The organism is Streptacidiphilus sp. MAP12-33 (assembly GCF_041261265.1).
Lineage (GTDB): Bacteria > Actinomycetota > Actinomycetes > Streptomycetales > Streptomycetaceae > Streptacidiphilus.
On the sequence record NZ_JBGCCA010000004.1, the window covers coordinates 14,724 to 26,497 of the forward strand.

The 11,774-nt window shown below is 71.4% G+C and carries 9 protein-coding genes; all 9 read right to left on the reverse strand.

Annotated elements, in window-relative coordinates; genetic code table 11:
- Window position 1: 1 nt before the first annotated feature.
- Window positions 2-868: a peptide chain release factor N(5)-glutamine methyltransferase gene (gene prmC, locus ABH931_RS06025; protein ID WP_370110615.1), complete on the reverse strand. Its 867-nt coding sequence runs from the start codon at window positions 866-868 to the stop codon at window positions 2-4.
- 43 nt (window positions 869-911) lie between these two features.
- A complete protein-coding gene (gene prfA, locus ABH931_RS06030) occupies window positions 912-1,985 on the reverse strand; it encodes a peptide chain release factor 1 (RefSeq protein ID WP_370110617.1) in 1,074 nt (357 codons plus the stop codon).
- A gap of 133 nt (window positions 1,986-2,118) precedes the next feature.
- The gene (rpmE, locus tag ABH931_RS06035) at window positions 2,119-2,343 is read right to left on the reverse strand and encodes a 50S ribosomal protein L31 (RefSeq protein ID WP_111504702.1); all 225 of its coding nucleotides are present in this window, start codon (window positions 2,341-2,343) and stop codon (window positions 2,119-2,121) included.
- Window positions 2,344-2,773: 430 nt separating this feature from the next.
- Window positions 2,774-3,814: an LCP family protein gene (locus ABH931_RS06040; protein ID WP_370110619.1), complete on the reverse strand. Its 1,041-nt coding sequence runs from the start codon at window positions 3,812-3,814 to the stop codon at window positions 2,774-2,776.
- Window positions 3,815-3,917: 103 nt separating this feature from the next.
- The gene (gene rho / locus ABH931_RS06045; RefSeq protein WP_370110621.1) at window positions 3,918-6,047 is read right to left on the reverse strand and encodes a transcription termination factor Rho; all 2,130 of its coding nucleotides are present in this window, start codon (window positions 6,045-6,047) and stop codon (window positions 3,918-3,920) included.
- A 449-nt stretch (window positions 6,048-6,496) separates the two neighbouring features.
- Window positions 6,497-7,447, reverse strand: a complete 951-nt coding sequence (gene thrB, locus ABH931_RS06050; RefSeq protein ID WP_370110623.1) for a homoserine kinase — start codon at window positions 7,445-7,447, stop codon at window positions 6,497-6,499.
- Window positions 7,448-7,689: 242 nt separating this feature from the next.
- Window positions 7,690-8,766: a threonine synthase gene (thrC, locus tag ABH931_RS06055; protein ID WP_370110625.1), complete on the reverse strand. Its 1,077-nt coding sequence runs from the start codon at window positions 8,764-8,766 to the stop codon at window positions 7,690-7,692.
- A 6-nt stretch (window positions 8,767-8,772) separates the two neighbouring features.
- A complete protein-coding gene (locus tag ABH931_RS06060; RefSeq protein ID WP_370110627.1) occupies window positions 8,773-10,068 on the reverse strand; it encodes a homoserine dehydrogenase in 1,296 nt (431 codons plus the stop codon).
- A gap of 230 nt (window positions 10,069-10,298) precedes the next feature.
- Window positions 10,299-11,696 (reverse strand): diaminopimelate decarboxylase, encoded by a 1,398-nt coding sequence (gene lysA / locus ABH931_RS06065; RefSeq protein WP_370110629.1) that lies wholly within the window; start codon window positions 11,694-11,696, stop codon window positions 10,299-10,301.
- Window positions 11,697-11,774 lie beyond the last annotated feature (78 nt).

Consider the following 11,774-nt stretch of genomic DNA (forward strand, 5'->3'; position numbering starts at 1 on the left):
CCTACAGGACGGCGCGGCGCGCGGTGGCGAAGCGGGGGCGGTTGTTCAGGTCGCGGTGGTCGGCGGCGTCGGTCCAGCCGTTCTGCTCCCGGAAGACCCACGGCACGAGCCCGCCCTGGGTGTCCGCGTGCTCGACGACGACCACGCCCCCGGGCCGCAGCAGGCGCGCGGCCACGCGCTCGATCCCGCGGATGGTGTCGAGGCCGTCCTCGCCGGAGAAGAGTGCCATCTCCGGGTCGTGGTCGCGAGCCTCGGGCGCGACGTACTCCCACTCGGTCAGCGGGATGTACGGCGGGTTGCTGATGACCAGGTCGAACTGGCCGCTCAGCTCCGGTCGGTCCTCGAAGGCGCGGGTGGCGTCGCCCTGGACCAGCTCGATCCGGGCGGCGTCCGGGCTCGCGTCGACGTTGCGGCGCGCCCAGGCGTAGGCGTCGTCGGAGAGCTCCACGGCGTGCACGCGGCTACGCGGCACCTCCTGCGCCAGGGCCAGCGCGATCGCGCCGGAGCCGGTGCAGAGGTCGACGACGAGCGGCTCGGCCACGTCCATGTCGCGCAGGGCGTCTATCGCCCACCCGACCACCGACTCCGTCTCGGGCCGCGGCACGAAGACCCCGGGGCCGACCTGGAGCTCCAGGTAGCGGAAGAAGGCCCGCCCGGTGATGTGCTGCAACGGCTCGCGCGCCTCACGCCGGGAGATGACCTCCCAGTAGCGGGCGTCGAAGTCGGCGTCCCTGACGCCGTGCAGCTCGCCGCGCTTGACGTCGTGGACGTACGCCGCGAGCTCCTCCGCGTCGAACCGCGGCGAGGGCACACCGGCATCGGCCAACCGCTGGGTGGCTCGGGCCACCTCGGCGAGGAGGAGGTTCACGTCGCGCCTCTCTGAGCGGACCAGTAGGGCCTGCGGGGGATGGTCAGGTGGCGTCCGCGAGCCGCGCGGCCGCGTCCTGGTCGACCGCGGACTGGATCACGGCGTCCAGCTCGCCGCCGAGCACCTGGTCCAGGTTGTAGGACTTGTAGCCGGTGCGGTGGTCGGAGATCCGGTTCTCCGGGAAGTTGTAGGTGCGGATCCGCTCGGAGCGGTCCACACTGCGCACCTGGCTGCGGCGCGCGTCGCTGGCCGCGGCGTCGGCCTCCTCCTGCGCGGCCGCGAGGATGCGGGAGCGGAGGATGCGCATGGCCTGCTCCTTGTTCTGGAGCTGGCTCTTCTCGTTCTGGCAGGACGCGACGATGCCGGTCGGCAGGTGCGTGATGCGGACGGCGGAGTCGGTGGTGTTGACCGACTGCCCGCCAGGCCCGGAGGAGCGGTAGACGTCGATGCGCAGGTCGTTCGCGTGGATCTCGACCTCGACCTCCTCGGCCTCCGGCGTGACCAGCACGCCCGCGGCGGAGGTGTGGATGCGGCCCTGCGACTCGGTGGCCGGCACGCGCTGCACGCGGTGCACGCCGCCCTCGTACTTCAGCCGCGCCCAGACGCCCTGGCCGGGCTCGGGGTTGCCGCCGCGGTACTTCACCGCGACCTGCACGTCCTTGTAGCCGCCGAGGTCGGACTCGTTGGAGTCGATGATCTCGGTCTTCCAGCCCATCTTCTCGGCGTAGCGCAGGTACATGCGCAGCAGGTCGCCGGCGAAGAGCGCGGACTCCTCGCCGCCCTCACCCGCCTTGACCTCCAGCAGCACGTCCTTGTCGTCGCTCGGGTCGCGCGGGACCAGCAGCACGCGCAGCCGCTCGGTCAGTTGCTCGCGCTGGGCGTCCAGCGACTTGATCTCGGCGTAGAAGTCCGGGTCGTCGCTCGCGAGCTCGCGGGCGGTCTCGATGTCCTCACCGGCCTGGCGCCACTCGCGGTAGACCTTGGTGATCGGCGTCAGCTCGGCGTAGCGCTTGGACAGCTGCCGGGCGAGCGCCGGGTCGGCGTGCACCGCCGGGTCGGCGAGACGCTCCTCCAGGGTCGCGTGCTCGTTCAGGAGCTCCTCGACTGCCTCGAACATGGGAGCTGGGCCTTCTTTCGAACCGAGTGGACCGGATGGGCAAGCCGGATGGGCAGGGGGGACAACGCGAACGGCGCCGACCGGGACGCACCCGTGGAGACCACGAGTGCGCCCGGCCGGCGCCGCAAGGCGGTTAGGCCTCCGCCTTGGCGTGCTTCTTGCCGAAGCGGGCCTCGAAGCGGGCCACGCGGCCACCGGTGTCCATGATCTTCTGCTTGCCGGTGTAGAAGGGGTGGCAGGCCGAGCAGACCTCGGCGCGGATGACGCCGGACGCCTCGGTGCTGCGGGTGGTGAACTCGTTGCCACAGGTGCAGGTGACCTGGGTGACCACGTAGGTCGGGTGGATGTCGCGCTTCAAGGGATGCTCCTAGGTTTGCGGGAGGGTTCCGGGTCGGAAGGGCGGACTGCCGTCCGTGAACCGGGACCGACGTACCAGTCTGCCAGGACTGACGCCGTCCACCAAAACGGCAGGACGGTCAGCGATATTCCTGGGGAACCCCCAGGGACGCGAGGCTCTACCGACGTGCGGCTCCTCCCCCAGCCTTCGGCCGGGAGGTGCCCGGAGGTGCCCCCGGCGTCGGCGCGAGCGACCACCGGCGTGCGGATGCCCCTCCGCGTTCGGCCTGCCGGCTGCGTGGGAGGGGCACCTCGGGGGCACCTCCCGGCCGAAGGCTGGGGCGAAGGCTGGGGCATTGTCGCGCCGACGCATGGCGCACTCCCGGCCGAAGGCTGGGGGATTGTCGCGCAGGCAGTTGATCGAGCAGAGCCTCACGCCCGTGAGGTGGGCGCTACTGGCTGTCCGCGGGGTTCTTCTGCTGGAGCTGGAGGACGGATGCCGGGACGGGCTTGTCGGCCTTCAGCGCCGCCCAGAGCTCGTTCGCCTGGGGCTGGAGCGCGACCACGCGGTTCGGGTCGCTCGGCGCCGTCGTGTTGGGCATCGTGACCGTCGTCATGTCCGTGGACTTGATGTGCTTGAGCCCCTCCGCGAAGCCCAGCAGCGAGTTCACCGACCCCAGCGTGGAGTCCGTCGTGACCGAGCTCGTCGCCGCGTCCGCGATCGAGTACAGCTTCGTGGGGCTGCTGAACAGGTTGAGGTTCTCCACCTGCTTCAGCACCGACTTCATCATCTCCTGCTGGAGCTCGATGCGGCCGAGGTCGCTGCCGTCCCCCACCCCGTGCCGCGTGCGCACGAAGGCCAACGCCTCGTCCCCGCCGAGGTGGTGCGTGCCCGCGGCCAGGTGCAGGCCGCTCTGGTCGTCGTTGATGGCGACCGTGGTCGTGATGTCGACGCCGCCCAGGGCGTCGATCAGCTTCGCGAAGCCGGCGAAGTCGATCTCGACGTAGTGGTTCATGTCCAGGCCGGTCATCGACTCGACCGTCTTGACCGCGCAGCTCGCCCCGCCGACCTCGAACGCGGTGTTGAACATGACCCCCGAGGCCGCCGCGTTCGTCCCGCACGCGGGCCGGTCCACCAGGGTGTCCCGGGGTATGGAGACCACCGTCGCCGCCGTGTGCGCCTCGTTGACGTGGACGACCATCGCCGTGTCCGAGCGGGCCGTGCCGTCGGTGTTGCCGCCCGCGAGGCTGCCGTTGGCGCCGGAGCGCGAGTCCGAGCCCAGCACCAGGATGTTCATGGCGCCGGTCGCGTCCTTCGTGGGCGCGGTCAGCTCGCTGCCGAGATCGACCGTCTTCAGGTTGTGGTTGAGCTTCCAGTACGCCCACCCGGCGCCCGCGCCGCAGAGCACCAGCACCGCGCCCGTGCACAGGGCGACGATGCGTATCGCCCGGCGTGGGCGGCTTCTGCGGTGTTTCGGCTGCTTGTCGGACATGTCGTCGAACGTACGTGATGCGACTTAAAGGCCTTCTCAGAAAAGCGTGAAACCCCGGGCAGAAAGCCCGGGGTTTCACGGTCATTCACCAAGCAATGTGAGATCAGTCATCCTGACCGGGAGTGGTCTTGGCGATCTGCATCAGGAACTCGGCGTTGGACTTCGTCTGCTTCATCTTGTCCAGCAGCAGCTCGATCGCCTGCTGCGAGTCGAGCGCGTGCAGCACCCGGCGCAGCTTCCAGACGATCCGCAGCTCGTCCGGGGACATGAGGATCTCTTCCTTGCGGGTGCCGGACGGGTCGACGTCCACCGCGGGGAAGATGCGCTTGTCCGCGAGCTTCCGGTCGAGCTTGAGCTCCATGTTGCCGGTGCCCTTGAACTCCTCGAAGATCACCTCGTCCATGCGCGAGCCGGTCTCGACCAGCGCGGTGGCGAGGATCGTCAGGGAGCCGCCGTTCTCGATGTTGCGCGCGGCGCCGAAGAACTTCTTCGGCGGGTAGAGCGCGGTCGAGTCGACACCACCGGACAGGATACGGCCGGAGGCCGGCGCCGCCAGGTTGTAGGCACGGCCCAGACGCGTGATCGAGTCCAGCAGCACGACCACGTCGTGGCCCAGCTCCACCAGGCGCTTGGCACGCTCGATGGCGAGCTCGGCGACGGTGGTGTGGTCCTCGGCGGGACGGTCGAAGGTCGAGGAGATGACCTCGCCCTTGACCGAGCGCTGCATGTCCGTGACCTCCTCCGGACGCTCGTCGACGAGGACGACCATCAGGTGGGTCTCGGGGTTGTTGTGGGTGATCGCGTTGGCGATCGCCTGCATGATCATCGTCTTGCCGGTCTTCGGCGGGGCGACGATCAGACCACGCTGACCCTTACCGATCGGCGACACCAGGTCGATGATGCGGGTGGTCAGCACGCCCGGGTCGGTCTCCAGGCGGAGCCGGTCCTGCGGGTACAGCGGCGTGAGCTTGTTGAACTCGGGGCGGTTGCGGGACGCCTCGGCGTCGGTGCCGTTGACGGAGTCGAGGCGGACCAGCGCGTTGAACTTCTCGCGGCGCTCGCCGTCCTTCGGCTGCTTGACGGCGCCGGTGATGGCGTCACCCTTGCGCAGACCGTTCTTGCGGACCTGGGCGAGGGAGACGTAGACGTCGTTCGGGCCGGCCAGATAGCCGGAGGTCCGCACGAACGCGTAGTTGTCCAGGATGTCCAGGATGCCCGCGACGGGGATCAGGATGTCGTCCTCGCCGACCTGCGGCTCGGGCACACCGTCGAAGCGCTCGCCACGGCCACGGCGGTTGCGGTCGCGGTAACGGCCCCGGCGGCGCCCGCCGAACTCGTCGTCCTCGAAGTCGCCGCCCTGCGGGCCCTGGTTCTGGCTCTGGCTCTGCTGCTGACGGCCCGGACGGCCGCCGCCCTGACCGCCGTCCTGCTGACGGCCGCCACCCTGGCTCTGCTGCTGGCCCTGGCCGCCGTCCTGACCGCCGTCGCGGCGCTCACGGCGGTTGCGGCGGTCGCGACGGCTCTCGCGACCGTCGCCGCGGTCCCCACGGTCGGTGCGCTCGCCGCGCTCGCGGGTGTCGGTGCCGGCCTGCGCCTCGGCGGAGACGGAGGGCTTGTCGGCCTTCTCGGCCTTCTCGACCTGCTGCGACTGCGCCGGAGCGGCCGTGGCGGACGCCTGCGCGGCGTCGGCGGCGACGGTCGCGGTGGCGGTCCCGCCCTCCGGCGAACCGGCCGGGGCGGTGGCGCGACGGCTGCGACGCGCCGGACGCTCGGCGGCGGCGGGCGCGGGCTCGGTGCTGGTCTGCACCGGGCTGGTCTGCAAGGGGATGTCGATCTGCTGCTCGGCGGGCGCGGCGACCGCGGCGCGGGAACGCGACGTCCGGCGGGCGGCGGGAGCCGCAGCCTCTGCGGGAGCGGCCGGAGCGGCGTCGGCGGCCGGAGCGGCGGCCTCGGCGGAGGCGGCGGAGCGCGTGGAGCGGCGGGCGGCCGGCGGCGTGGAGGCGGCGAGCAGCGGGTCGCCGCCGCTCTTCTCCTTGATGGCGTCAATCAGCTGGCTCTTGCGCATACGGCCCGTGCCGCTGATGCCGAGGCCGGAGGCGAGCTGCTGCAGCTCGGCGAGCACCATGCTGTTCAGCCCGGTGCCCGTGGTCCGACGGCGCTTCGGCGCGGGAGCCGTGGCGTCCGACGCCTCGGCGTCCGGACGCGCGCCCATCAGATCGGTGGTGTCGCTCACGAAGGGTCCTTCCCTGGAGCGGACGTCGGCCTTTCTGGCTCGGCGACCGGTCGTGCTGTCCGCCCTGCGCTCTTCGGCAGGACGTGGCTGCGTGGTGAAACGTTGGAAACCCGTGCGGCCGTGCGATGTGTCAATGGCGCTGCGCACGATCGCGTCCGGGCCCCCTGCGCGTGGCGGCTACGGCTCGAAGCGGGGTTCGCCGACACGGCATCGGGATGCGGTCACAATGGCGCAGGCAGGCTGCGTACGCGATGTGGCGGGCTCCCGGAGAATTGCTGTCCCGAAGGAGGGGACGCTGCGCACCGGGCGGCACTGGGCGCCTGGTGCAGACATGAGATTAACACTACTGGACCCAACAAACATTCCCCCACTCTGCGAGTGTCAATCGTGTTCCCACTTTCGCCGAGAATCCTCCGCTAACTGCTCGCCCCACCCGCCCGGCTGCCCCGCTATTGCGCGAGCGGCAGGATCGCGGCCCCCTCGGTGTCCAGCGCCAGCCGGTGCGCGGCCCAGCCCTCCCCGGCGAAGGAGAGCACCTTGTCCGCGCCGCTCTCGTCGGTCAAGGCCAGCACCGTCGGTCCGGCACCGGAGATCACGGCGGCGACGCCCTCCGCGCGCAGGCCCGCGACCAGCGCGGCACTCTGCGGCATCGCCGGAGTGCGGTAGTCCTGGTGCAGGCGGTCCTCGGTCGCCGGCAGCAGCAGCTCCGGACGGCGGGTGACCGCCTCCACGAGCAGCGCGGCCCGCGCGACGTTGGCGGCGGCGTCCGCGTGCGGCACGGTCGCGGGCAGCAGGCCTCGCGCGACCTCGGTGAGCACGGGGTTCGACGGAATGAAGACCACCGGAACGACGTCGGAATTCGGCGTGAGGGTGACGGCGTGGGCGCCGCTGCCGGCCGCGTGCACGGCCGCGTCCCCCTCGAACGCGTCGGTCCAGGCGACGGTGAAGCCACCGAGCAGGCAGGCGGCGACGTTGTCCGGGTGCCCCTCCAGCTCGGAGGCGAGCGCGAGCGTCGCGGCCTGGTCCAGCGCCTCTGTCCCGCCGACGGTCACCGCGCGCGCGGCCATCACGCCCGCGACGATCGCGGCGGAGGAGGAGCCGAGGCCCCGCCCGTGCGGGATCCGGTTGGCGCAGACGACCTCCAGCCCGCGGGGCTGGCCGCCCAGGCGGTCGAAGGCGGCGCGCATGGAGCGGACGACGAGGTGCCGCTCGTCCCTGGCCAGGGTGTCGGCGCCCTCCCCGGCGATGTCGACGTGCAGGCCCGCGTCGGCGACGCGGACCACGAGGTCGTCGTAGAGGCCGAGCGCGAGACCGAAGGTGTCGAACCCCGGCCCGAGATTGGCACTGGTCGCGGGCACCCGCACCCGTACGGCGGCGGCGCGGAAGGCGGGACCTGCCATTGCGTGGACTCTCCTGCAACATGCATCTGGGAAGGTGTGCTTGGGGTATGACGCCAGCGTATCGAAAAGGGGCTGCTCAGCGGTACACCCCGGACAGTGGGGTGTCGCCGTGGATCAGTTGCAACCCCCAGGGGCGCGAGGAACTGCGCGAGGAACCACCCCGTGCGGATGGCCCTGCACGTTCGGGGTTCTACCTTCGTGGGTGGCTTGTCGCGCAGTTCCTCGCGCCCCTGGCGGGCTCGCTACGCGAGCCCGAGGCGCTCCGCCGCGGCCGTGGCGTCGATCGGGACGACGGTGGGCTGCGGGGCACCCGCCACCGCCCAGTCCGGGTCCTTGAGGCCGTTGCCGGTGACCGTGCAGACGATGCGCTGGCCCGGGTCGATCAGGCCCTGCTCGTGGGCCTGGAGCAGGCCCGCGACGGACGCCGCCGACGCGGGCTCGACGAACACGCCCTCGCTCGCCGCCAGCAGGCGGTACGCCGAAAGAATCTGCCGGTCCGTCACCTTGTCGATGAGGCCGCCCGATTCCTCCCGGGCCGCGATCGCGTAGTCCCACGAGGCGGGGTTGCCGATCCGGATCGCCGTGGCGATCGTCTGCGGCTTCAGCACGGGGGCGCCGTCCACGATCGGGGCCGAGCCCGCCGCCTGGAAGCCGAACATCCGCGGAGTGCGCGACGCCAGCTTGTCCGCCGCGTACTCCTTGTAGCCCTTCCAGTAGGCGGTGATGTTGCCCGCGTTGCCCACCGGCAGCACGTGGATGTCGGGGGCGTCCCCGAGCGCGTCCACGATCTCGAACGCGGCCGTCTTCTGGCCCTCGATCCGGACCGGGTTGACCGAGTTCACCAGCGCCACGGGGTACTTGTCGGACAGGTCCCGCGCGAGCGTGAGGCAGTCGTCGAAGTTGCCGTCCACCTGGAGGATCTTGGCGCCGTGGATGAGGGCCTGCCCCATCTTGCCGAGCGCGATCTTGCCCTGCGGCACCAGCACCGCGCAGACCATCCCGGCTCGGACCGCGTACGCCGCCGCCGAGGCGGAGGTGTTGCCGGTGGACGCGCAGATGACCGCCTGCGCGCCCGCCTCCTTGGCCTTGGAGATGGCCATCGTCATGCCGCGGTCCTTGAAGGACCCGGTCGGGTTGGCTCCCTCGACCTTCAGGTAGACGTCGCAGCCCGTGCGCTCGGAGAGCAGCTGCGCCGGTACGAGGGGCGTGCCGCCCTCGAGCAGGGTCACCACGGGCGTGGAGGCGGTGACCGGGAGCCGGTCGCGGTACTCCTCGATGAGGCCGCGCCACTGGTGGGTGTGCTGGAGGGTGGTGCTCATAGTGGGTTACTCCCCTTCGACACGCATGATGCTGGCCACGCCGCGGACGTGGTCGTGGGTGCGCAGTTCGGCGACAGTGGCGGACAGCGCGGCGTCGGTGGCGCGGTGCGTCACGACGACAAGCGAGGCGTCGCCGTCCCGGCCCTGCTGGCGGACGGTGTCGATGGACACCCCGTGCTCGGCGAAGACCGTGGCGACCTGGGCGAGGACACCCGCCTTGTCGGCGACGTCCAGACTGACGTGGTAGCGGGTGACCACGTCGTCCATGGGGTTGACGGTGAGCTGAGCGTACGCGCTCTCGCCAGGTCCCGTCGCACCGGCCACCTTGTTGCGACACACCGCGACCAGGTCGCCCAGCACGGCGGAGGCCGTCGGCGCGCCGCCGGCGCCCGGGCCGTAGAACATCAGCTGACCGGCCGCGTCGGCCTCGACGAAGACGGCGTTGTAGGCGCCGCGCACGGAGGCCAGCGGGTGGCTGAGCGGGATCATCGCCGGGTGGACGCGGGCGGTCACCGACTCCTCGCCGTTCTCGTCCTTGGCGCGCTCGCAGATGGCGAGCAGCTTGACCACACAGCCCATGGCCTTCGCGGAGGCGATGTCGGCGGCGGTGACCTCGGTGATGCCCTCGCGGAAGACGTCGGAGGCGACCACGCGGGTGTGGAAGGCGATACCGGCCAGGATCGCGGCCTTGGCGGCGGCGTCGAAGCCCTCGACGTCGGCGGTCGGGTCCGCCTCGGCGTAGCCGAGCGCGGTGGCCTCCTCCAGCGCCTCGGAGTAGCCCGCGCCGGTGGTGTCCATCTTGTCGAGGATGAAGTTGGTCGTGCCGTTGACGATGCCGAGCACCCGGTTGACCTTGTCGCCCGCCAGGGACTCGCGCAGCGGGCGGATCAGCGGGATCGCGCCGGCCACTGCGGCCTCGTAGTACAGGTCCGCGCCGGATTTCGCGGCCGCCGCGTGCAGGGCGGCGCCGTCGACGGCGAGCAGGGCCTTGTTGGCCGAGACGACGGACTTGCCGCCCTCGAACGCCGACAGGATCAGCGAGCGGGCGGGCTCGATGCCGCCGACGACCTCGATGACCACGTCGATGTCGTCCCGCTTGACCAGGCCCTCGGCGTCGGTGGTGATCAGGTGCTCCGGCACGCCCGGACGCGGACGCCCGGCCCGGCGGACGGCCACGCCCGCGAGCTCGACGGGGGCGCCGATCCGGGCCTCCAGGTCGGCTGCGTGCGTCGTCATGATGCGTGCCACCTCGGAGCCCACTACTCCACAACCGAGGAGCGCCACCTTGAGCGTACGCATCATCCGACTCCGTCCTGCCTGGGTTGCTGTCGCCGCGCAGTTCACCGAGCGACAGCGGCTGATGTTGGCCTGTGACTACAAGTCTCCGCGACTCACCCGTCGAATCTGCGGTCGTTCCACGGATTGAGACACGAATTCCGCTGCTCGATACCGAACCGCCGGAAATCCTGCGGCGCGCCGCTCCCTCGCCCCGCGCCTCACTCCGCGCCTCACTCCGCGCCTCACCCCGCGCCTCACCCCACGTCGAGGCGGAGCAGGTCCTCCTCCGTCTCACGACGGACGATGACCCGCGCCTCGCCGTCGCGGACCGCGACCACCGGCGGGCGCAGCGCGTGGTTGTAGTTGCTGGCCATCGAGCGGCAGTAGGCGCCCGTGGCGGGGACGGCGAGCAGGTCCCCCGGGACCAGGTCGGCCGGGAGGAAGGCGTCGCGGACGACGATGTCGCCAGACTCGCAGTGCTTGCCCACGACCCGGCTCAGCATCGGCTCCGCCGTCGAGGCGCGCGAGACCAGCGCGACGCTGTACTCGGCGTCGTAGAGCGCGGTGCGGATGTTGTCCGACATGCCGCCGTCGACGCTGACGTAGGTGCGCAGCCCTCCCAGCGGCTTGACCGTGCCGACCTCGTAGAGCGTGAACGCCGTCGGGCCGACGATCGCCCGGCCCGGCTCGACCGAGAGCCGCGGCACGGCCAGACCCTCCGCCGCGCACTCGCGCTTCACGATCTGTGTCAGCGCGGCCGCGATCTCGTGCGGCTCGCGCGGGTCGTCCTCGCTGGTGTAGGCGATGCCGAGGCCGCCGCCGAGGTCGATCTCGGGCAGCTCGACGCCGTGCTCGGCCTTGATCTGCGCCAGCAGCCCGACGACGCGGCGGGCCGCCACCTCGAAGCCCGCCATGTCGAAGATCTGCGAGCCGATGTGCGAGTGGATGCCGGCCAGCTCCACACCGTCCAGCATCAGCGCCCGCCGCACCGCCTCGGCGGCGTCGCCGCCGGTGAGGGAGAAGCCGAACTTCTGGTCCTCGTGAGCGGTGGCGATGAACTCGTGGGTGTGCGCCTCGACGCCGACGGTGACGCGCAACAGGATCGTCTGCCGGACGCCCTGCTCGGTCGCGATCCAGGCGAGGCGGGCCAACTCCTCGAAGGAGTCCACGACCACGTGCCCGACGCCGGACTTCACCGCGTACTCCAGCTCGGCGCGGGTCTTGTTGTTGCCGTGCAGCGCGATCCGCCCGGCAGGCATCCCGGCGGAGAGCGCGACGGTCAACTCGCCGCCGCTGCACACGTCGACGTTCAGCCCCTCCTCGTGCAGCCAGCGCACGACGGCGCGGGAGAGGAAGGCCTTGCCGGCGTAGTAGACGTCCGCGTCCAGGTGTGAGAAGGCGTCCTGCCAGGCGCGGCAGCGCTCGCGGAAGTCCGTCTCGTCGAGGATGTAGGCCGGCGTGCCGAACCGCTCCGCGAGCGTCAGCACGTCGAGGCCGCCGACGCTCACGACGCCGTCCGCCGCGCCGCGCTCGACCGTCGCGGACCAGACCTTGGGATCGAGCGCGTTGAGGTCGGCCGGCGGGGCCGTGTAGTGGCCCTCGGGCAGCACGTCCCCGTGGCGGGGCCCGGCGGGGTGGGCGGAGCGGCTCATCTCATCGCCTTATCTCTTCGCGCTCTTCGCGTGCTTGCACGAGGGGCCCGAAGCCTTCCGGCTTCGGGCCCCTGCTCA

Coding starts and splice junctions, on each gene's coding strand:
- prfA (WP_370110617.1), bottom strand. CDS start 1,985: ATGTTCGAGGCAGTCGAGGAGCTCCTGAACGAGCACGCGACCCTGGAG.
- ABH931_RS06040 (WP_370110619.1), bottom strand. CDS start 3,814: ATGTCCGACAAGCAGCCGAAACACCGCAGAAGCCGCCCACGCCGGGCG.
- thrB (WP_370110623.1), bottom strand. CDS start 7,447: ATGGCAGGTCCCGCCTTCCGCGCCGCCGCCGTACGGGTGCGGGTGCCC.
- thrC (WP_370110625.1), bottom strand. CDS start 8,766: ATGAGCACCACCCTCCAGCACACCCACCAGTGGCGCGGCCTCATCGAG.
- ABH931_RS06060 (WP_370110627.1), bottom strand. CDS start 10,068: ATGATGCGTACGCTCAAGGTGGCGCTCCTCGGTTGTGGAGTAGTGGGC.
- lysA (WP_370110629.1), bottom strand. CDS start 11,696: ATGAGCCGCTCCGCCCACCCCGCCGGGCCCCGCCACGGGGACGTGCTG.